At 64.0% G+C, this 20,454-nt stretch carries 18 protein-coding genes; 10 read left to right on the top strand and 8 right to left on the bottom strand.

Features of this window, described 5'->3' with window-relative positions; translation table 11 throughout:
- Nucleotides 1-100 precede the first annotated feature (100 nt).
- A complete protein-coding gene (locus J7355_RS02310; protein WP_209059562.1) occupies nt 101-772 on the top strand; it encodes a Bax inhibitor-1/YccA family protein in 672 nt (223 codons plus the stop codon).
- Nucleotides 773-835: 63 nt separating this feature from the next.
- Here J7355_RS02310 and cysG read toward each other — a convergent pair whose 3' ends face one another.
- Both cysG and J7355_RS02300 read right to left on the bottom strand, forming a co-directional pair.
- Nucleotides 836-2,254: a siroheme synthase CysG gene (gene cysG, locus J7355_RS02305; RefSeq protein WP_209059561.1), complete on the bottom strand. Its 1,419-nt coding sequence runs from the start codon at nt 2,252-2,254 to the stop codon at nt 836-838.
- Nucleotides 2,255-2,279: 25 nt separating this feature from the next.
- Nucleotides 2,280-3,092, bottom strand: coding sequence for a sulfite exporter TauE/SafE family protein (locus J7355_RS02300; RefSeq protein ID WP_209059557.1), 813 nt, complete (start codon nt 3,090-3,092; stop codon nt 2,280-2,282).
- Between the two features lie 126 nt (nt 3,093-3,218).
- Between J7355_RS02300 and cysB the strand changes: the two genes are divergently transcribed.
- Nucleotides 3,219-4,199, top strand: a complete 981-nt coding sequence (gene cysB, locus J7355_RS02295; protein ID WP_209059555.1) for an HTH-type transcriptional regulator CysB — start codon at nt 3,219-3,221, stop codon at nt 4,197-4,199.
- A gap of 138 nt (nt 4,200-4,337) precedes the next feature.
- Here the strand turns inward: cysB and serS are convergent, their stop codons facing one another.
- Entirely contained in the window at nt 4,338-5,612 is a 1,275-nt protein-coding gene (gene serS, locus J7355_RS02290) for a serine--tRNA ligase (RefSeq protein WP_209059554.1), read from the bottom strand.
- 160 nt (nt 5,613-5,772) lie between these two features.
- Between serS and J7355_RS02285 the strand changes: the two genes are divergently transcribed.
- Entirely contained in the window at nt 5,773-9,306 is a 3,534-nt protein-coding gene (locus J7355_RS02285; protein WP_209059552.1) for a PAS-domain containing protein, read from the top strand.
- Between the two features lie 10 nt (nt 9,307-9,316).
- Here the strand turns inward: J7355_RS02285 and J7355_RS02280 are convergent, their stop codons facing one another.
- Nucleotides 9,317-10,057 (bottom strand): response regulator transcription factor, encoded by a 741-nt coding sequence (locus J7355_RS02280; protein WP_293618984.1) that lies wholly within the window; start codon nt 10,055-10,057, stop codon nt 9,317-9,319.
- Between the two features lie 202 nt (nt 10,058-10,259).
- On the opposite strand from J7355_RS02280, the gene J7355_RS02275 reads away from it, so the two are divergent.
- Nucleotides 10,260-10,946: a haloacid dehalogenase type II gene (locus J7355_RS02275; RefSeq protein WP_209059549.1), complete on the top strand. Its 687-nt coding sequence runs from the start codon at nt 10,260-10,262 to the stop codon at nt 10,944-10,946.
- A 6-nt stretch (nt 10,947-10,952) separates the two neighbouring features.
- Here J7355_RS02275 and J7355_RS02270 read toward each other — a convergent pair whose 3' ends face one another.
- The 4 genes from J7355_RS02270 to J7355_RS17855 all read right to left on the bottom strand — a co-directional run bounded on the left by J7355_RS02270 (nt 10,953) and on the right by J7355_RS17855 (nt 15,962).
- Nucleotides 10,953-12,281 (bottom strand): replication-associated recombination protein A, encoded by a 1,329-nt coding sequence (locus tag J7355_RS02270; protein ID WP_247739724.1) that lies wholly within the window; start codon nt 12,279-12,281, stop codon nt 10,953-10,955.
- A gap of 37 nt (nt 12,282-12,318) precedes the next feature.
- Complete coding sequence (locus tag J7355_RS02265; protein WP_209059547.1) at nt 12,319-12,723, bottom strand: VanZ family protein; 405 nt, start codon at nt 12,721-12,723, stop codon at nt 12,319-12,321.
- A complete protein-coding gene (gene lolA, locus J7355_RS02260) occupies nt 12,720-13,367 on the bottom strand; it encodes an outer membrane lipoprotein chaperone LolA (RefSeq protein ID WP_209059545.1) in 648 nt (215 codons plus the stop codon). The genes J7355_RS02265 and lolA overlap by 4 nt, the downstream gene beginning before the upstream one ends.
- Nucleotides 13,368-13,496: 129 nt before the next feature.
- On the bottom strand, nt 13,497-15,962 hold the full coding sequence (locus tag J7355_RS17855; RefSeq protein WP_209059543.1) for a DNA translocase FtsK: 2,466 nt from the start codon (nt 15,960-15,962) through the stop codon (nt 13,497-13,499).
- A 189-nt stretch (nt 15,963-16,151) separates the two neighbouring features.
- On the opposite strand from J7355_RS17855, the gene J7355_RS02250 reads away from it, so the two are divergent.
- The 6 genes from J7355_RS02250 (at nt 16,152) to J7355_RS02225 (ending at nt 20,189) form a co-directional block, all read left to right on the top strand.
- Nucleotides 16,152-16,487, top strand: a complete 336-nt coding sequence (locus tag J7355_RS02250) for a hypothetical protein (protein WP_209059540.1) — start codon at nt 16,152-16,154, stop codon at nt 16,485-16,487.
- Nucleotides 16,488-16,614: 127 nt separating this feature from the next.
- Nucleotides 16,615-17,757 carry a GNAT family N-acetyltransferase gene (locus J7355_RS02245; RefSeq protein WP_209059538.1) on the top strand — a complete coding sequence of 381 codons (1,143 nt, stop codon included), beginning with the start codon at nt 16,615-16,617 and terminating at the stop codon, nt 17,755-17,757.
- Nucleotides 17,754-18,494, top strand: a complete 741-nt coding sequence (gene aat, locus J7355_RS02240) for a leucyl/phenylalanyl-tRNA--protein transferase (RefSeq protein ID WP_209059536.1) — start codon at nt 17,754-17,756, stop codon at nt 18,492-18,494. Before J7355_RS02245 ends, aat begins: the two co-directional genes overlap by 4 nt.
- A 93-nt stretch (nt 18,495-18,587) precedes the next feature.
- Nucleotides 18,588-18,806: a translation initiation factor IF-1 gene (infA, locus tag J7355_RS02235; RefSeq protein ID WP_209059534.1), complete on the top strand. Its 219-nt coding sequence runs from the start codon at nt 18,588-18,590 to the stop codon at nt 18,804-18,806.
- Between the two features lie 163 nt (nt 18,807-18,969).
- Nucleotides 18,970-19,467, top strand: a complete 498-nt coding sequence (locus tag J7355_RS02230) for a pilin (protein WP_209059532.1) — start codon at nt 18,970-18,972, stop codon at nt 19,465-19,467.
- Between the two features lie 293 nt (nt 19,468-19,760).
- On the top strand, nt 19,761-20,189 hold the full coding sequence (locus J7355_RS02225; RefSeq protein ID WP_209059529.1) for a transposase: 429 nt from the start codon (nt 19,761-19,763) through the stop codon (nt 20,187-20,189).
- The last annotated feature ends 265 nt before the right edge of the window (nt 20,190-20,454 follow it).

The following is a 20,454-nucleotide window of genomic DNA, read 5'->3' as shown; positions in this document are numbered from 1 at the left end:
AATCGCGTTGAACACGCGGATTATCTGCATTGTTCAAGCAAAGATTTCATCACCGACAAACCGTGCTAGCCTCAACTCAGTCATTAATCCGAGAGCATCAATGAACGCGGAACGTACCGTCCAATCTTCCCGCGCGCAGACCGCGCTGGCTACCAACAGTGTGCTGCGCAACACCTATATGTTGCTGTCGCTCACGCTGCTGTTCTCGGCAGCCGTGGCCGGCACCGCCATGGCGCTCAACGCGCCGCACCCGGGTCTGATCATCACGCTGGTGGGCTACTTCGGCCTGCTCTTCGCGGTCGAGAAGACCAAAAACAGCGCGATGGGTCTCGTCAGCGTGTTCGCGCTGACCGGCTTCATGGGCTACACCATCGGCCCGATCCTGAACATGTACCTCAACGCCTTCTCGAACGGCGGCGAGATCGTCATGCTCGCGCTCGGCGGCACCGGCACGATCTTCATGGGCATGTCGGCCTACGCGCTGGCCTCCGGCAAGCGCTTCAACCAGTGGGCCGGGATGCTGTTCATGGGCATTCTGGTCGCTTTCGTGATGAGCATCGTCGCGGTGATCTTCTCGATCCCGGCGCTGTCGATGGCCGTCTCGGCCTTGTTCGTGCTGCTGATGTCGGGACTGATCGTCTATCAGACCGGCGAGATCGTGCACGGCGGCGAAACGAACTACATCACGGCGACCGTGACCCTGTTCGTGACCATCTACAACCTCTTCCTGAGCCTGCTGCAGCTGCTCGGCGTGTTCATGGGCGAAGAGTAAGCGACTGCCAAGCCGCCTGAACGCGGCGACAAACCCGGCCCCGCCATGCGGCGCCGGGTTTTTTTATGCCTGGGTATCCGTATTCGAGTCCGGGCGGAACCACCCCAGCGTCTCGTTAAGGCGCACCACCTCGCCCACGATCAATAGCGCCGGCCCCTGGACGACCTCGCTCGCCACCCGTGCCGGCAGGTCGGTGAGCGAGCCCACAATCAGACGCTGGCGTACAGTCGTGCCTTCAATGACCAGAGCCGCCGGCCAGTCTGCTGCGAGCCCGTGCGCGCGTAACTTCTCGCAGATGATGGGCAGGCTCTTGACTGCCATGAAGAAAACGACCGTCTGGCCGCGCTGCGCCAACTGCCCCCAGGGCAGTTCGAGCTCGCCCGCCTTAAGATGGCCAGTCACGAACGTTACCGACTGCGCATAGTCGCGATGGGTGAGCGGTATGCCGGCGTAAGCGGCGCAACCGCTCGCGGCGGTAATGCCGGGCACGACCTGAAACGCGATGCCCGCTTCCGCAAGCTGGGCGATTTCTTCACCGCCGCGACCGAAGACGAAGGGGTCACCGCCCTTGAGACGAAGCACGCGCTTTCCCTCCCCGGCCAGGCGCACCATCAGGGCGTTGATATCCTCCTGCGGCAGCGTATGACGAGCCGCGCGCTTGCCGACGTGGATTCGCTCGGCGTCGGGATTGGCCATCTCGAGAATAGCGGGCGCGATCAGGCTGTCGTGGAGCACGACATCCGCGCGTTGCATCAACCGCAAGGCCCGTGAGGTGAGCAGATCCGGATCGCCCGGTCCGCCGCCGACGAGATAGACCTCGCCGCGCGTGGGCAGGGCCGCTTCGGGATGACTCAGCGCATCGTCCAGATCGGCGCGTGCCTCGGTCATGCGGCCGGAAAAAACCTTTTCGGCGATCGGTCCGTCGAGCACGCGCAGCCAGAAGCGCGCCCTCGCCTGACGCGGCAGACGGGTCTTGACGCGGTCACGAAATTCGCCGGCAAGCCGGGCCAGGTCGCCGTAGGCCCGCGGTATCCAGGCATCGAGACGGGTGCGCAAGATGCGCGCCAGCGTCGGCGCGTGACCGTCGCTCGATATGGCGATCTGCAGCGCATCGCGCTGGACCACTGCCGGAACGAGAAAATCCGAACCGGCGGCGTCGTCCGCGCGCTGGACCAGCACGTTTCGCGCGGCGGCAGCCTTGGCCAGCATCGCGTTCGTATCGCCATCGTCGGTGATCGCGAACACCAGCAGCTGCCCGTCGACATCCGCCGCGACCGCCGCGCGGGCATGCCAGGTCAGGCGGCCCGCATCGGCCCATTCACGAATACGCGCCTGTGCCGTCGGAGCGACCACGGTAACGCGCGCACCGGCCGCCAGAAGTCGGTCGACACGCCGGCTTGCGACATGCCCTGCGCCGGCAACCAAAACCGGGCGGTCTAGAAGACGCAGGAATACAGGAAGGCTGGGTACGGTATTCGACAAGATCGCTCGTTGGGGCTTGGAAGCGCTAGACGGCGTGCATCAGCGACGTCACGCTGTCGAACAGCATGCTCGCGCCGATCACGAGTAACAGCACCGATATGATCGGCCGCAACAGCCCGTCAGGCAAACGCGAACCCAGCCGTGTACCGATATAGATGCCCGGCAGCGACCCCAGCAACAGAAAGCCGAGGACCGGCAGATCCGTGGTCCCGAGGCTCAGATGCCCGATGCCGGCGACAAGCGTGAGCGGCACCGCATGGGCGATGTCGGTGCCCACGATACGAATGGCCGCGCGGCGCGGGTACAGCAGCAGCAGCATCGTGGTACCCAGCACGCCCGCACCGACGGACGACAGCGTCACCAGAATACCGAGCACGACGCCGCCGAAGACCGTGATCGGCTCGCGCAGCTTCAGCAGCCCCGGCGGCAGACCCGACGCCTCGGCGTCGGTCACGTCCATGCGGGCCATGATCTGCTTGCGTACGAGGGTAAGCACGGCGGTGGCGATGATCGCCACGCACAGCGTGATGGTCATCAACGTCTCGACCCAGGGGTTCAGTCCGACGTAATGCAACCAGATGATGGTGATGATCGCAGCCGGCAGGCTGCCGGCTGCCATGAGCCCGACGACACGCCAGTCCACGGTCTGCTGACGGCCATGCAGCCAGGTGCCGAAGCCCTTGGTCCCGGCGGCATACAGCAGGTCGGTCCCCACCGCCGCCGACGGTGCGAATCCGAAGATGAGAATCAGCAGCGGCGTCATCAACGACCCACCGCCGACGCCGGTGACACCCACCGCTACACCGACCACGAGACCGGCAACGCTGAACGCTAACATCGCCTGAGCGACTCCTTGCGCGAGAAAGAGCGCAGGCTAGCAGCGGGTCTTAAAATCCGATAGAAATATATATTTATAGTTTAATAAGATTCCGGCATATCGGACCGTTCTTAGGGAAGAGCCGCCATGAAACTGCGTCAGCTCGTGTATATCAATGAAGTCGCCAAACGACGCCTGAATATCACCGCCGCTGCCGAGGCGCTGCATACCTCGCAACCCGGTGTGAGCAAACAGATCCGGCTGCTCGAGGACGAACTCGGCGTGCTCGTGTTCGAACGCAACGGCAAGCATCTGGATCGAGTCACCCCCGCGGGGGCGCGCATTCTGGAGACGACCCGCCGGATTCTGTCCGAAGTCGAAAACATCACGCGCACCGCCAGCGAGTTCGCGGACGCCGACCGCGGTTCGCTGTGCGTGGCCACCACCCATACCCAGGCGCGCTATGCCCTGCCCACGGTGATCGGCGCATTCCGGCGCGAGTACCCGCGGGTCTCGCTGCATATCAATCAGGGCGCGCCACCACAGATCGCAAGCTGGGCCGCCGCCGGCGATGCCGATTTCGCCATCGCTACCGAGGCGCTCGAGCATTACGACGAACTCGTCATGCTGCCCTGCTATCACTGGAACCGCTGCGTGCTGGTCCCGCGCGATCACCCGCTGGCGAATACCAAGCAGCTTTCACTCGAGGCGCTGGCGGACCAGCCGATCGTGACCTATACGTTCGGCTTCACCGGCCGATCGCACCTCGACGCCGCTTTCGAAGCCAAGGGGCTGACGCCCGACGTGGTGCTCACGGCCGTGGACGCGGATGTGATCAAGACCTATGTCCGGCTCGGGCTTGGCGTGGGCGTGGTCGCCAACATGGCCTACGACCCGGACAGCGATCAGGATCTGGTCCGCCTGGATGCCAGCCACCTGTTCGCGGCCAGCACCACCCATATCGGCTTTCGCCACAACCTCTTCCTGCGCGGCTATATGCGCCACTTCATCCAGACCTTCGCCCCGCATCTGACCAGCGAGCGCATCGACGAGGCCGTGGCCTGCTATCCGGATGCCCGCTATGAAGCGCTCGTGAAGCGGCTGCTGGACGAGCTGCCGGAGCTGTAGACGCCGGTAGGTTCATATAGGCGCGCCGCCGCGCTACACCCACAAAACACGGCGTTCGCGCCGACACGCCGCGTGATCAGCCGGCTGTGCCTCGCGGCGCCGCGAGCGGTGCGCGTGGCGCGGGCTATAGAGGTCGATTCAGGCTTCGAGCTTTTCGATACCGCCCATGAACGGTCGCAGCGCCGCTGGGATCGTCACGCTGCCATCGGCGTTCTGGTGGTTCTCCAGCACGGCAACGAGCGTACGTCCGATCGCCAGCCCCGAGCCATTGAGGGTATGCAGCAGTCGCGGCTTGCCGGTCTCTGGATCGCGATAGCGCGCGCCCATGCGCCGGGCCTGGAAATCCCGGCAGTTGCTGCAGGACGAGATTTCGCGATAGGTCTCCTGGCTGGGCAGCCAGACTTCGAGGTCGTAGGTCTTGGCCGCGGCAAAGCCGATGTCGCCGGTGCACAGCGTGACCACGCGGTACGGCAGTTCCAGCCCCTGCAGAATGGACTCGGCGCTTGCCGTGAGCGCCTCCAGCGCGGCGTCGGATTCTTCCGGCAGCACGGCGTTGACCATCTCGACCTTCTCGAACTGGTGCTGGCGGATCATGCCGCGCACGTCGCGCCCGGCAGCACCCGCTTCAGCACGAAAGCACGGCGAATGGGTCACAAACTTCAACGGCAGCCGCTCGGGGTCGACGATCTCGTCGGCCACAATGTTGGTCATCGGCACTTCCGCCGTCGGAATGAGGTAGTAGTCGTCCGGCTCGGCCAGCCGGAACAGGTCCTCGCCGAACTTGGGCAGCTGTCCGGTACCGTAAAGCGAACGTGCGTTGACGATATAAGGCACGTTCAGCTCGGTGTAACCGTTCGCAAGATGCGTCTCGAGCATGTAGGCGATCAGCGCGCGGTGCAGCCGTGCCACGCCCCCCTGCAGCACGGTGAAGCGCGCGCCGGTGATCTTCGCGGCGGTCGCGGCATCCAGGCCCGACAGCGCCTCGCCGACTTCAACATGGTCACGCACGTCGAAATCGAATGCGCGCGGCTCGCCCCAGCGACGCGCTTCGACGTTGTCGTCCTCGCTTTCGCCGTCGGGCACGTCGTCGGCCGCAATGTTGGGCAGACCGGCGCGCACGGCGTCCTGCTCGGCCTGGATTGTGTCCAGCTCGCGCTTGGCTTCGTCGAGCTGATCGCCCAGGCCGCTCACCTCGGCCTTGAGCGGTTCGATATCCTCGCCCGCGGCCTTGGCCTTGCCGATGGCCTTGGAGCGACGGTTACGCTCGGCCTGCAGCTCCTCGGTGCGCGTCTGCAGCGACTTGCGGCGCGCATCCAGCTCGCCGTAGGCCTGGGCATCGAAATCGAAGCCGCGGCGTTTGAGCGCCTCGGCGACGGCCTGCGGGTCATTGCGTAGCAGCCGGGGATCGAGCATAACGTCGTTGTCTGCGAATTTGCGCGGCATTATATGGGCCGCGGCAGGCGGCTGCAGCCCTGGGGCCCGGCGCCGCACAGTCAGAAACACGCGATGACGGCCAAGCACGCCGTCGGGGGACAGCATCATCGTCAGCGCCTGGATTCTCGTCACGATCTCGATGGTCTATATCGGGGTGCTGTTCGTGATCGCCTATCTCGGCGATCGTCGCGGGCGGGTCCACAAGCGGCCGGGCCCGCGCCCGATCGTCTATGCACTGTCGCTGGCCGTGTATTGCACGTCGTGGACCTTTTTCGGCAACGTCGGCAGCGCGGCGACCCAGGGCTGGACCTATCTGCCGATCTACGTCGGCCCGATGGTCGCTCTGCTCGTGTTCTCGCCGGTTCTGCGCAAGATGCTGCTGATCGCCAAGCAGCAGAACACCACATCGATCGCCGACTTCATCGCCGCACGTTACGGCAAGTCGCAGGGCCTGGCCGCGCTGGTCTCCGGCATCGCGCTTCTCGTCGTGTTGCCCTATATCGCCCTGCAGCTCAAGGCGCTGACGATGTCGTTCTACACGCTGTCGCAGGGCGCACGCACGACCAGTGTGGCCGCCACGCCGGACGTGCCCTGGGTGGATACCGGGCTCTACGTGGCCGTGCTCATGGCCGTGTTCACAATCTTTTTTGGCACCCGGCACGTGAATCCGCGCGAGTCCCACCAGGGGCTGATTCTGGCGATTGCGTTCGAGTCGGTGGTCAAGCTCGCCGCCTTCCTCTGTGTGGGGCTTTTTGTCGTCTACGGCATGTTCAACGGCCTCGACGATCTGTTCGCCCAGGCCAACCAGGTCGACAAGTTCAATGCGCTGTTCAACGCGCCGCTGCTCGAGCCGCGTTTCGTGACGACCTGCGTTCTGGCTGTTGCCGCGACCCTCTGCCTGCCGCGCCAGTTTCATGTCGGTGTGGTCGAGAACACCGATACCCGTGACCTGGCCACGGCACGCTGGCTGTTCCCGCTCTACCTGCTGCTGATGTCCTTGTTCGTGGTGCCGCTGGCCGCGGCCGGGCTGGTGCTGTTCGAACCGGGCGAGGTCAATCCCGATCGCTTCGTGCTCGCGTTGCCGCTACAGGCCGACGCCCACGTGGTGGCGCTGTTCGCCTATATCGGTGGCGTGTCGGCCGGCACCAGCATGGTGATCATGGCCACCGTCACGCTCGCGACCATGCTCTGCAACGAGATCGTGGTACCGCTGGCGCTGCGGATGCCGCGGCTGGGCTTTGCCGGCCGACGCGATCTGGGCGACGCGCTGCTGCACATCCGCCGCGCGCTGATCGTCGCCATTCTGGTGCTCGCCTGGTGCTGTTATCGCCTGTTCGGCACGTCGGAGGCTCTGGCCTCGATCGGCCTCCTGTCGTTTGCCGGCGTTTCGCTTTTCCTGCCGCCGCTGATCGGCGGGCTTTATCTGCGCGGCATCGGCCGGCGCGGTGTGGTCGCCGGCCTCGCCGCCGGTCTCGCCGCCTGGGCCTACACGCTGGTGCTGCCCAACCTGGCGGCCGTCGGCTGGTTCGACACCGGCTGGGTCGCCACCGGCCCGTTTCATATCAGCTGGCTGGCACCACAGGCCCTGTTCGGCTACGACTTCGGCGACCAGCTCACGCACGGCGTGTTCTGGATTCTGGTCACCGACATCGCGGTGATGACGGCGGTTTCGCTCAACAGTTCCCCCAGCCTGATCGAACGCGCCCAGGCGATCGCCTTCGTCGATCTGGGCGTACAGCGCCCGCAGCGGCGGCGCATCGAGCCCAAACAGCCGGCCATTCGTGTCGCCGAGCTGGAGGTGCTCCTTCAGCGTTTTCTCGGGGTGCAGGCCGCGCGCGCCGCGCTCGAGGAATATGGCGGGCATCACAACCGCGAGATGCTGTCCAATCAACTCGTCGACGCCCATCTGCTGCAATTCGCCGAGCGTCGTCTGGCGGGCGTGGTCGGCAGCGCATCGGCACGCCTCATGCTCGCCTCCGGCCTGCGCCAGCGCGATCTGGCGATTGAGGACATGGTCCGACTGATCGACCGCACCGCCGACGCCGTGCAGTTCAACCGCAGCGTGCTACAGGCCGCACTGGAAAATATCGACCAGGGCATTTCGGTAATCGATCAGGACCTGCGTCTCGTGGCCTGGAACAGCCGCTATCTGGAGCTGTTCGAATATCCGCCCGGGCTCGTGCGCACCGGTCGCCCCGTCGCCGATCTGATTCGTTTCAACGCCATGCGCGGCGAATGCGGCCCGGGCCCGGTCGAGGAACACGTCCGCAAGCGCCTGGCCCACATGCGCGAAGGCAGGCCGCACCGCTTCGAGCGGCATCGCCACAACGACACCGTGCTGCAGATGACCGGCAGCCCGATGCCGGGAGGCGGTTTCGTGACCACCTTCAACGACATCACCGCGTTCAAGCGCACCGAGGCGGCGTTGACCCGCGCCAACGAACAGCTCGAGGCCCGCGTGGCCGAACGCACCGCCGCGCTCAGCCGCGCGAACGAAGGCCTGCGCCGCGAAAACGATCAGCGCGCGCAGGCCCAGCGCGCGGCGCACGAGGCCCGCCGCGAAGCCGAACGGGCCAACCTGAGCAAGACACGCTTTCTCGCGGCCGCCAGCCACGACCTGTTGCAGCCGCTCAACGCCGCGCGTCTGTTCGCCGCGACCGCGCGCGACGGGGGCGGCGAACGCCAGAACGAAGCGCTGACCCATATCCAGACCTCGCTGGAAGCGGCACAGGCGCTACTGGAGCCGCTGCTGGATATCTCGAAGATCGATGCCGGCGCCTGGGACATCGACCCGGCGCCTTTTCCGCTCGCCCAGGTGCTGGAACCGCTCACCGCGGAGTTCGCCGTGCTCGCGAGCGAAGCCGGGCTCGAGCTGCGCAGCGTGCCCTCGAGCTGCTGGGTACGCAGCGACCCGGCGCTGTTGCGTCGCATCCTGCAGAATTTTCTATCCAATGCGGTGCGCTACACCCGCAGCGGGCGCGTGCTGCTGGGCGCCCGTCGCAGCGGCGACACGATCCGCATCCAGGTCTGGGATACCGGGCCGGGCATCGAGGAAGAACAGCTCGGCTCGATATTCGACGAATTCTCTCGCGGTGCCTCGGGCAGCGCTGCCAGCGATCGCGGCCTCGGGCTCGGCTTGTCGCTCGCCGACCGCATGGCGCGGCTGCTCGGCCACGAGATCGAGGTACGTTCGAAGGTCGGCCGCGGCACGCTGTTCTGTCTCTCGCTTGCGCGCGTGGCGCCCGCGACGCAGAACGCGACCCAACAATTGCCAACGGCGCGCGACGATGTCCAGACGCTGGCCGGCCGCCAGATTCTATGCGTGGACGACGACGACGCGTCGCTCGATGCACTGGCCGGCCTGCTGGAACGCTGGCAGGCCGAATGCATCACCACCCCGGCCGACGATGCCGCGGCCGTGGTCGCCGATATTCCGATCGATATCGCGGTCCTGGATTTCGATCTCGGCAGCGATCAACCGGACGGGCTGGAGCTGGCACAGGCCTTACGCGCGGTCAGGCCACTGGCCTGCGTGCTCATCACGGCCAACCGGGACCGGGAGATTCTAGAACGCGCGCGCGCCATGGATGTGACGGTGCTCTACAAACCGCTGGCCCCGGCCAAGCTGCGCGCCACGCTAGCGCGGCTGGCCACCGACACCGCGGACGTCTAGTCGAAGGCTGCTAGCCGTTTTCGGGCGCGCCGGGCGCGCTACGGCCGTAGCTGGCCCAGTCGATTTCAAGACTGCGCGCGGCGATCACTGCCTGGGTGCGGGTATGCACGCCTAGCTTGCGCAGGATCGCGGTGATATGCGCCTTGACCGTGGCTTCGGAAATATCCAGGTCGATCGCGATCTGCTTGTTGAGCAGACCGTCGGTCAGCATCACCAGCACGCGCTGCTGCTGCGGCGTGAGCAGCGCCAGCTTGTCGGTAAACGCACTATCGCTGTTTTCGACCTGATCCACCGCTTCCGGTGCCCAGCGATCGCCGGCGAGGACGGTGTCGATGGCCTCGGCCATGGTTTCCGGCGAGGACGACTTGGGAATGAAGCCGGACGCCCCGTGATCCAGAGCGGCCCGGGCGACGCTCGCATCCTCGTAGGCCGACACCACGATCACCGGCAGGGCCGGAGCCACGCTACGTGCATGCACGAGCGCGGAGTAACCGCGGGCGCCCGGCATGTTGAGATCGAGCAGCAGCAGGTCCGCCGCGGCTTCGCTCTTGAGGATATCGCTGAGTTCGTCGAAGGAGCCGACGGTCAGCAGTTCCGGTGAATCCAGACACTGATTGACGGCCTGGCTCAGCGCCGACCGAAACAGGGGATGGTCATCTGCAATTACGACCTTCATCGTCGCCTCAACGTGATCTGCGGGCATGGCCTCGGTGTCCTCGGGCCTATCGATACCCGCAATCATAAACGACATACCGTACTAATACCTATGGCTTAGCCATCCACCGCATGGTGCGGCCGCCGGCAAGCGAGGCCGAGCGCCCATCGAATGCGCCGCAGTGCGGCGCTGTGAATTGTCGCGCGGGCGCACGAGCCGGCAATGGCGGCCGCGCGCTCGTATTCGTTGCGTCAGGGGCTTAGCCTGACGGGCTTACACATCCGACACGAACGCGATCATGCATACACCGCTGCTGGTATTCGACGTCAACGAAACCCTGCTCGATCTCGCGCCCCTGGACGGTTGTTTCGATGCCGCGTTCGGCGACGCGACCGCCCGCAAACGCTGGTTCGCGAGCCTGCTGCACTGGTCGACGGTCACCACGCTGACCGGCGAGTTTCGCGATTTCGGCACGCTAGCCGGGCATTGTCTGGACACCCTGGCGCGCCAGGACGGCATTTCACTCGAGACCGCGGATCGCCAGCGCATATTCGACACGATCGCCACGCTGCCGCCTCACGACGATGTGCCGGATGCACTGGAGCGGCTGAAGGCCGCCGGTTTCACGCTTGTCGCGCTGACCAACTCGGCACAGGAGACGGTCGACGCGCAGTTCCGCCACGCCGGACTTACATCGCTGTTCACGCACGTGCTCTCGGTCGACCAGGCCCAGTGCTACAAACCTCATCCGGCGGCCTATGCCGTCGCCGCGAACGCGCTGGATTGCGAACCCGCGGCCTTTCGCCTGATTGCCGCCCACGACTGGGACGTGACGGGCGCGATGCGCGCCGGCTGCCAGGGCGCGTTCGTCGCGCGCGACGGCGCCGTGCTCAACAGCGCAGGGGAAACGCCGGACGTCATCGGCCCGGACGTGGCCGACGTGGCCGACGTGGCCGAGCAGCTGATCGCCGCGGCGCACGACTGAGCGCGCCTACCCCGTGTCGGTGGTTCCGGCGTCGGGGTGACTGCGCGTCACCCGCCGCTCGGCCGCGGCTGCGGCGTCACGCTCGCGAAGCCGCGCAAGCTTTTCGCCGATCTTGATTTCCAGGCCACGCGACACCGGCGTGTAGTAGCGCGTACCCACCAGTTCTTCCGGTAGATAGCTGTCGCCGGCGGCATAGCCATCGGCCTCGTTGTGCGCGTAGCGATAGCCCTCGGCGTAGCCGAGATCCTTCATCAGCGCGGTCGGCGCATTCCGGATATGCATGGGCACTTCGAGCGTGCCCCGCTCGCGGGCATCACGCCAGGCCGCATTGAACGCCGAGTAGACCGCGTTGGATTTGGGCGCGCAGGCCATGTAAACCGCAGCCTGTGCAATGGCCAGTTCCCCCTCCGGCGTGCCGAGACGCTCGTAGGTATCCCACGCATCGAGAGCCAGGCGAAGCGCGCGTGGATCGGCGTTACCGATATCCTCGCTGGCCATCCGGGTAATACGGCGGGCGACATAGCGCGGGTCGCAACCGGCTTCGAGCATGCGAGACAGCCAGTAAAGAGTGGCGTCCGGGTCGGTGCCGCGCACGCTCTTGTGCAACGCCGACATCTGGTCGTAGAAGTAATCGCCGCCCTTGTCGAAACGCCGCAGGCCCTCGCGCAGCACTTCGTCGAGATCGGCCTGGGTGATGCGTGCCTCGCCGCTCTCCCGGCCGGCCGCGATATCGGCGGCCAGCTCGAGCAGGTTCAGGGCCCGGCGTGCGTCGCCGTCCGCCCGGGCGGCAAGCTGATCGCGCAGCGTGTCCGACATCGACAGCGCCTGGGCGCCGAGGCCGTCGTGCTCGTCGGCGAGCGCGCGGTCGATCAACTCGCGGATCGCGTCCTGATCGAGCGCGCGCAGTACGTAGGTTCGCGTGCGCGAGAGCAGCGCGTTATTGACCTCGAAAGACGGATTTTCCGTCGTCGCCCCGACCAACACCAGCGTGCCGTCCTCGACATAAGGCAACAGACCGTCCTGCTGCGCTTTGTTGAATCGATGGACTTCATCCACGAACAGCAGGGTGCCCTGCCCGTGGACCTCGCGTGCTTCGCGGGCGTCGGCAACGGCTGCGCGAATGTCTTTCACGCCCGCCATCACCGCCGAGATCTGCACGAATCGGATGTCGACGGCCGCCGCGAGCAACCGGGCCAACGTGGTCTTGCCGGTGCCCGGCGGCCCCCAGAGGATCATGGAATGAATACGCCCGGCCGCCAGCGCGCGCGCCAGAGGCTTGTCCGGCCCCAGAATATGAGTCTGCCCGACGTAATCCGCCAGACGCGCAGGGCGCATGCGATCGGCCAGCGGTCGGCCAGCCGCCGGTCCGGCGTTACTCAGGGCGATTTCTTGCTGCTGCGACACGCCGATCAATATAACGCAGCCAGTCCATCCCGCCGATCCGCGCGAACAGTATGCCCGCGACCAGGCCAATACCGTCTGCGAGGAAATCCCAGGGGTCACCGCTGCGATAGGTCGTCGCCGCCTGGACCAGCTCGATCACCACCCCGAACACCGCGAGCCCGACAAAGACCAGCAGATAGCGCGGCGCGAGTACCGCAGCGAACCAGGCGCCCAGTATGCCGAAGGCCGCGAAATGCTCGATCTTGTCGAAATTGCTGACCTGCAGGGTCGGCGGGCTCGGCATGAGACACGCGTAGAACAGAATCGCGCAGCCGACAAAGCCGAGCGTCATCCAGACCCGAAACATCTTGTAGCCGCGCTCGCGGCGGTTCATTGCCTGCCGCCGCCTTCGTTCATGCCCCGGCCGTCCACGACTTCGACGTCATCCGGAATGTCGAGCGTGAAGCGCGCATCCTCCAGCGACGGATTGAGCTCGACGTCGGTAAAACGAATCCGCGTGGTCTGGCCGAGGTTGTCGTCAAGCTCCATGACGCTCGGTACCTGGTCCTTCAGCCCCAGGCGCACCTCCTGAAAGTCGGTATCGTCCGCGCGGGGCGTCAGCCTGACCCAGCTCATGCCGTCCCGCTGGCCTGCCGAGGCGATGTTGAAGGCGTCTTCCAGCGCCGCGCCGCCGGTGAGCAGCAGCGCGGGCGTGGCGCGCAGCGTGGCATCGATGCTGCGGATCGTGACCTGGGCGAGATCGACATCGTAGAAACGAAACACCTCACCGTCACTCACGATGACCTGCTTGTACGGCGCGGTGTATTCCCAGCGGAAGCTGTCCGGCCGGGACAAATCGAAGGTGCCGGACGCCTCCTGCAGACGATTGCCCTGGTCGTCCTGCTGCACCTGTTCGAATTCGGCGGACAGACTGTCGACATTGTTATAGAAGCTTTCCAGATCGCCCACGCCGTCGGCCTGCGCACCCATGGCGACGCAAGACAGAACGAAGGCGGCAAAGATACGGCGCAGCGGCATGAAGCGCTCTCCTCGGATTCCAAAACGGTCGATATGAAACGACGCTGATGCTAAGCGCCGGCGATGAATCATCCCTGAACTGTCGCGCCGGCAATCGATAGCCGTTGGAGGCCGGCTGCCGGCGCGAGTTCAATCCTCGGGCGGCGCCGGGGCCAGCACGTCGCGTCCGCCGCTGCCTTCCAGCGGACCGACGATGCCAGCGTTCTCCATCTGCTCGATCAGCCGCGCGGCGCGGTTGTAACCCACGCGCAAACGGCGCTGGACATAGGAAATCGACGCCTTGCGGGTCTTGAGAACGATCGCGACTGCCTGATCGTAGAGCGGGTCGGCTTCGATATCCTCACCGTCGTCGCCACCGCCCTCGGCGTCGCTGCCGCCGCCGTCGAGAATTTCCTCGATATAGTCCGGCTCGCCGACCTGCTTCAGGTATTCGACGACCTTGTGCACCTCGTGGTCGTCCACGAATGCGCCGTGCACGCGGGTGGAAAAGCCGGTGCCGGGCGGCAGGTAGAGCATGTCGCCGTGGCCGAGCAGGCTCTCGGCGCCCTGCTGGTCGAGAATCGTGCGCGAGTCGATCTTGGACGCCACCTGGAAACCGATACGGGTCGGAATATTGGCCTTGATCAGGCCGGTGATCACATCCACCGACGGGCGCTGCGTCGCGAGGATCATGTGCAGGCCGGCAGCACGTGCTTTCTGCGCAATACGCGCGATGAGTTCTTCGACCTTCTTGCCGACCACCATCATCATGTCGGCGAGCTCGTCGACGACGATCACGATCGCCGGCATGGGCTCCAGCGTGGGCACCTCTTCGCCCGCCTCGGCGTCGTCGTTCGACTGGGCGTTCTTGAGGATCGGATCCTCGATCGGTGTGCCGGCCTCGATCGCCTTGCGCACCTTCACGTTGTAGCCCGCCACGTTACGCACGCCCAGCGCCGCCATGAGCTTGTAGCGCCGTTCCATCTCGCCGACGCACCAGCGCAGCGCGTTGGCCGCGTCCTTCATGTCGGTCACAACCGGCGCGAGCAGATGCGGGATGCCCTCATAGACAGACAGCTCGAGCATTTTCGGGTCGATCATGATCAATCGGACCTGCTCGGCGGTCGCCTTGTGCAGGATCGACAGAATCATGGAATTGACCGCGACGGACTTGCCCGACCCGGTGGTGCCTGCAACCAGCAGATGCGGCATCTTGCCCAGGTCCGCGGTGACCGGGTTGCCGCCGATATCCTTGCCCAGCGCCAGCGTGAGCGGCGAGTGGTTTCCCGTATAGCGCGGTGAATCCAGAATCTCGCGCAGCGCCACGATTTCGCGGTCCGCATTCGGAATTTCCAGACCGACGACCGACTTGCCGGGAATGACCTCGACCACGCGCACGCTGGTGGTCGACATGGCCCGTGCCAGATCCTTGGCGAGATTCGAGATCTGATTGACCTTGACGCCCGGCGCCGGATCCAGCTCGAAGCGCGTAATGACCGGCCCCGGCTCCACGGCAACCACCTTGGCCTGGACGTTGAAATCGGCCAGGTGCTGCTCGAGCATTTCCGACATGTGCTGCAGCACGGCCTCGTCCTGGTCGTGCTTGCTCTCGCGCGCCGGGTCCAACAATGCGGTGGGCGGGATCGGGCTGTCGCGCTCGGGGTCGTAGGTGGGCACATCGACCTGTTCCTCGATCGGCAGATCGAGCTGGTTCGCCTTCAGGGTCTTCTTCGGTTTCTTGACCCGTACACCGGTTTTCGCCGGCGGCTCGGCGTTGGCCGGCGCCACCGGCGGGCTGCTCTCGCCGTTGCCGAGACTCGGCGCCACGCGTTTCTTTTCCTTTTTCACCGGCGCCGGTTTGGGCGGCGCGGCGGCCCGGCGTTCGGCGCGGGTCGCCTGCCAGGCGCGGACGCGATCGATCAGCCCCGTGAAACCGCCGTGGACGAGCGACAGCACGAAATGGCCGGTTCGCTCGGTCACCACCAGCCAGGAAAACCCAAGGCCCACCGACAGCGTGATCACGAATACGGTGATCAACAGCCAGGCCGCGCCGATGTTGTTGATCACACTGGCCAACGCACCCGCACTGGCAGCGCCAAGAATGCCGCCGCTACCTTGTGGCATGACCTGTGTCTGGTCCCCCAGCGCGAGCCAGGCCAGACCGCAGCCCGAGATGAGCCAGAGCAGCAGAGCCGCGGCGCGTACGCTCTTCGAGAATGCATCACCCGCCGGTCGCCCACTATTGGCAAACACGAGCCAGCCGCCGTAGAGCACGAGCCAGGGAAAGATGAAACCGAGATAGCCAAACAGGCTGAGCAGCACATCCGCAAACCACGCGCCGGGCACGCCAAACAGATTGCGAATCGCGGTGCCGTCCCCAAGGCCGGACCAGCCGGGATCGCGCGGGCTGTAGGACACGAGCGCGGCCAGCAGAAAAAGCGTGATCGCGGCTGCCGCGAACAGTACCGCCTCGCGCATGAGCCGGCCGAGGCGCTGACGATAGCGACTGGGCGGCGCGGCGTTCTTGTCCTGCGCGCGCGCCTTGCTGCCGGCCCGGGAACCCGCCTGGGGACCGGCTTTCGTAGCCTTGCCTTTCTTGGCGACTGCCTTTGCCATCAATAGCCCTTCACTGCCGCACTGCACAGGCGACATGCCGAGACGATACGTACTGCCCTCATGCGCCGAATTGTACCCGACGCGAAGGGCCCGAGCGGATTAACGTCTTGAAGATGCGCGTGCACGATCTTGAATTGGCGCGGTTTATGCACCAGATATAACCGCAACACCACGCAGTTGGGGTACGCAATGTCGGTACATCATTTCCTGCTCACGCAGGACGGCGCAATCGAGGAATTCAGCGAAGCCGAGGCATCGGCCGTGGCGGAAGGCAAACGCGAGCTGCCGCAATACGCCGAGAAGCGGCTTCGTTATGTTCAGGTGTCCTACGAGGAACAGGCCAATGAAAACGGCGAAATTCACGTGAAGACGCTGGGTGCCATCGTGAGTTTTGACGATGCCGGCCGTCTAAAGGAAGCCGGCACGGCAGAAAACGAGCAGGACAAGCTAGACGCCTTCGAACACGATGCCTGCGTGCAGTACGCGTTGCGGGACACGATTGGCCAGCGCTACGCCTTGAACTGAATGCAACGCCCCTGCGTATAGTCACAGAACGAGAGACCACGGCCACGAGCATACGCCGTGGCCGGCTTGTCTCGTATGGCTATTTTCACGCATTGCATTCGCCTGCCACCTGCGCTCTGATTGCTTCATGCCCCGACTCGTCCAAGTCGATTCCATGCTCGACGTGCCGGCCCATGCCTGGAACGCGCTGTGCGACACACGCCAGCCGTTCATCCGGCACGGTTTTCTGGCCGCGCTCGAAGCCAGTCACAGCGTATGTGCCGCGAACGGCTGGCATCCGGCCCACTGTCTTCTGGAAGATGACGACGGCGCGTTGATCGCCGCAGCCCCGCTATACGAAAAAGACCATTCCTACGGCGAGTTCGTATTCGATTTCGCCTGGGCGAACGCCTATGCGCAGCTGGGGCTCGACTATTACCCCAAACTGCTGAACGCGGTTCCGTTCACGCCAGTTGCGGGCCCGAGAATCATCGCGCGTACCGATGCGGCGCGCGAGCAAATGGCCACGCATCTCACCGCGTTGCCTGAAGCGCTCGAACGCTCGTCGTTGCATACGCTGTTTCCCGACAACGCCACGGGCGAGGCCATTGGCAAAGCCGGCGCGATCGCACGGCGCGGCTGCCAGTACCGCTGGTTCAACCGCGGCTATCGTGACTTCGACGACTTTCTGTCCCGGCTATCTTCCAAGCGGCGCAAGGAGATCCGTCGCGAACGCAAGCGCATGCGCGACGCCGGCGTCACCGTCATCGCGCGCCGGCCGGACGAGATCGACGAAGAACTCTGGGAAACGCTTTACGCCTTCTACGGGCGCACCTACGCCATTCGCGGCCAGGCGCCCTATCTCACCCGGCGGTTTTTCGACGAACTCGGCGCGCGCATGGGCGATCAGGTGCTCTTTTTCATCGCCTACCACCACACGACGCCTGTCGGTATGGCTTTCATGATGCAGGGCGACGACACGCTATACGGCCGTCACTGGGGCTGCGAGACCGATTATCACAGCCTGCATTTCGAAACTTGCTACTACGCGGGCATCGACTACTGCATCGAACACGGCCTCGCCTGCTTCGACGCCGGCGCGCAGGGCGAGCACAAGATCCGCCGCGGCTTCGAGCCAGTCGCCACCTGGTCTTATCACGTCATCGCCGATCCGCGCCTGTCGTCGGCAGTCGACAACTTCTGCCTGCGTGAAGCCCAAATGATGCGCTCGTTTCATGCCGAACAACGGGATCGCTCCAATTTCCCCACCGACGCGTTGCGCGCCTCGTGAGTGGCCTGCGCGTGTACTGGCTGGACCCGAATACGCCGAACGGCGCTTTCCCCGATCCCTCGCTCGCACTGGACGAGCCCAACGGCCTGCTGGCCATGGGCGGCGATCTGTCCCCGCAGCGGCTGCGCCGCGCCTATGCGCACGGCATATTTCCCTGGTACAACCCGGACGAATCCATACTCTGGTGGTGTCCCGAGCCGCGCACCGTCTTTGTCACGGACAGCGTGCACGTCTCCCGGCGCTTGAAACGCACCATCGCGAAAACGGACTACGCGGTGACCCTGGACGAAGACTTCAACAGCGTGATCGGCGCCTGCGCGGGCGTGCGCAAGGGCAATCCCGGCACCTGGCTCGGCCCGGAAATGCGCGCCGCCTATGCGAAGCTGCATGCCCTGGGCGACGCGCATTCAATCGAGGTGTGGCGGCATGGAGACCTGATCGGCGGCCTCTACGGCGTGGCGCTCGGTCGGATGTTCTTCGGCGAATCGATGTTCAGCCGCGAGCGCGACGCCAGCAAGATCGCGCTGGTCTGGCTCACCCGCCAGCTACACGCCTGGGGATTTCCCATTCTCGATGGCCAGGTCGGCTCGGATCATCTGTACCGCATGGGCGCGGTCGATCTACCGCGCAGCAAGTTTCTCAAGATCGTCAACGAGGCCGCCCAGCGCCCGTCAATCAGGGCACCGTGGCAGTTCGATATCGCGGTTCCGGCCTCTCGAGAACATATCGGCGCTTGACGGCGCCACGCCCGACGTGCCGGTCACGATTGAACCCGTGCCGCATATCACCGATAATCCGCGGGTTAACCGCCGAATCGAGATCAGGAGTCAATGGCAAAAGAAGACCACATCGAGATGGAAGGCACCGTCGTCGAGACGTTGCCGAACACCACTTTTCGGGTAAAGCTGGAGAACGGCCACATCGTGACCGCGCACATCTCCGGCAAGATGCGCAAGCACTATATCCGTATCTTGCGGGGCGACACGGTCACCGTGCAGATCACCCCGTACGACCTCACCAAGGGTCGAATCACCTACCGCGGCCGCTAGGTGACGTTTCGCGTCACCTTCTGACGCATTCGGATGTGCCCACTCGCGTCACTTCGACCGCAAACCCGCGTTCAATAAGAATTTATAAGATGGCACGCCACGTGCTATAACACTGGTGCGTCACCACTCGGCGTCCTAATTCACGCTCAATCGGGGGAACCCAATGCAGAAGCAACAAGGCTTTACTCTCATCGAACTGATGATCGTCGTCGCGATCATCGGCATCTTGGCGGCGATTGCTATCCCGCAGTATCAGAATTATGTCGCACGCTCGCAGATGTCTGAGGCAATGACTCTTGCAAGCGGCGTAAAAACAGATGTGGCAGAAATTTATAACACTACAGGCTCGGTTTCTTCGGCGGATAGCAGTACCGATTCTGCAGCCAGCCAAATCCCGCCGTCTTCACAAATTAGCGGCACTTACGTTGATAACGTTGCTGTCTCAGATGGTGTTATTACGGCAACACTTCGTGGTACCGGCAGCGACGTGAGTGCAGCTATCCAAGGCAAGAAAGTTCAACTTACGCCGGGCGTAACCACAGGGACGGGGTTCACAGCCTTAAGTTCAGCAACTGCGTCAGAGGTAGGGTCCATTACGTGGGAATGCAAAAGCGACGCGGAAGCGAAATATCTCCCGGGGAGCTGTACGTCAGGGCTGTAAAAAATTGCCTTCTGCAAGCATTATATAATAGCTAGCAAGCCCACCTCCCGAGGTGGGCTTTTTATTGGTTCATCGCAGATTAGTGGGAAGAGTTGCGAAGAAAAGGGGCCAGACACGTTTTAGAGAAAAGGGGTCAGACACGTTTTTGCTAGGATTGCGGCTTAATAGCCTCAAGCACTCGCCGGACCCGCCGATGCCTCGCCTGCCCCGCTTCAATCTTGTCGACGAGAAGAAAAGGGGTCAGACACAATTTCCTGCTAGGATCAAAACTCAAAACAAACAACCCGATAACCATGCCCCGCCTGCCCCGCTTCAATCTCGTTGATGTGCCACAACACGTGATTCAGCGTGGCAACAATCGTCAGGCCTGCTTTTTCGAGGCGGACGATTATCTGTTCTATCTCGAATGTTTGAAGGAGGCGTCGAAATCCGCCGGGTGCGATATTCACGCCTACGTGCTGATGACCAACCACGTGCATATTCTCGCCACGCCACGTCGCGACCATGCCGTTTCACGCATGATGCAGTCAGTCGGTCGGCGGTATGTGCAATACGTCAATAGGAAAAATCAGCGGACCGGCACACTCTGGAGAAAAGGGGTCAGACACAATTTCCTGCTAGGATCAAAACTCAAAACAAACAACCCGATAACCATGCCCCGCCTGCCCCGCTTCAATCTCGTTGATGCGACAATAAAAGGGGTCAGACACGTTTTTTGCTAGGATCGCTACTCAATAGCCAAGCACTCGCCGGACGTACCAATGCCTCGCCTGCCACGCGTCAATCTTGTCGACGAGAGAAAAGAGAAAAGCGAGAGAAAAGGGGTCAGACACAATTTCCTGCTAGGATCAAAACTCAAGACAAACAACCCGATAACCATGCCCCGCCTGCCCCGCTTCAATCTCGTTGATGTGCCACAACACGTGATTCAGCGTGGCAACAATCGTCAGGCCTGCTTTTTCGAGGCGGACGATTATCTGTTCTATC

This window comes from Endozoicomonas sp. G2_2 (assembly GCF_017744135.1).
Classification (GTDB): domain Bacteria; phylum Pseudomonadota; class Gammaproteobacteria; order Nevskiales; family Salinisphaeraceae; genus Salinisphaera.
The sequence above is the reverse complement of the archived record's forward strand: the minus strand, read 5'-3'. Positions and strand labels throughout refer to the sequence as shown.

Excerpts from the sequence above, each read along its gene's own strand:
- lolA (WP_209059545.1), bottom strand. The coding sequence starts at position 13,367 with ATGCCGCTGCGCCGTATCTTTGCCGCCTTCGTTCTGTCTTGCGTCGCC.
- J7355_RS02275 (WP_209059549.1), top strand. The coding sequence starts at position 10,260 with ATGCATACACCGCTGCTGGTATTCGACGTCAACGAAACCCTGCTCGAT.
- J7355_RS02250 (WP_209059540.1), top strand. The coding sequence starts at position 16,152 with ATGTCGGTACATCATTTCCTGCTCACGCAGGACGGCGCAATCGAGGAA.
- J7355_RS02300 (WP_209059557.1), bottom strand. The coding sequence starts at position 3,092 with ATGTTAGCGTTCAGCGTTGCCGGTCTCGTGGTCGGTGTAGCGGTGGGT.
- J7355_RS17855 (WP_209059543.1), bottom strand. The coding sequence starts at position 15,962 with ATGGCAAAGGCAGTCGCCAAGAAAGGCAAGGCTACGAAAGCCGGTCCC.
- J7355_RS02310 (WP_209059562.1), top strand. The coding sequence starts at position 101 with ATGAACGCGGAACGTACCGTCCAATCTTCCCGCGCGCAGACCGCGCTG.
- cysB (WP_209059555.1), top strand. The coding sequence starts at position 3,219 with ATGAAACTGCGTCAGCTCGTGTATATCAATGAAGTCGCCAAACGACGC.
- J7355_RS02280 (WP_293618984.1), bottom strand. The coding sequence starts at position 10,057 with ATGTCGTTTATGATTGCGGGTATCGATAGGCCCGAGGACACCGAGGCC.
- J7355_RS02285 (WP_209059552.1), top strand. The coding sequence starts at position 5,773 with ATGGTCTATATCGGGGTGCTGTTCGTGATCGCCTATCTCGGCGATCGT.
- J7355_RS02225 (WP_209059529.1), top strand. The coding sequence starts at position 19,761 with ATGCCCCGCCTGCCCCGCTTCAATCTCGTTGATGTGCCACAACACGTG.
- infA (WP_209059534.1), top strand. The coding sequence starts at position 18,588 with ATGGCAAAAGAAGACCACATCGAGATGGAAGGCACCGTCGTCGAGACG.
- J7355_RS02245 (WP_209059538.1), top strand. The coding sequence starts at position 16,615 with ATGCCCCGACTCGTCCAAGTCGATTCCATGCTCGACGTGCCGGCCCAT.
- serS (WP_209059554.1), bottom strand. The coding sequence starts at position 5,612 with ATGCTCGATCCCCGGCTGCTACGCAATGACCCGCAGGCCGTCGCCGAG.
- J7355_RS02230 (WP_209059532.1), top strand. The coding sequence starts at position 18,970 with ATGCAGAAGCAACAAGGCTTTACTCTCATCGAACTGATGATCGTCGTC.
- J7355_RS02270 (WP_247739724.1), bottom strand. The coding sequence starts at position 12,281 with ATGCGCCCTGCGCGTCTGGCGGATTACGTCGGGCAGACTCATATTCTG.
- J7355_RS02265 (WP_209059547.1), bottom strand. The coding sequence starts at position 12,723 with ATGAACCGCCGCGAGCGCGGCTACAAGATGTTTCGGGTCTGGATGACG.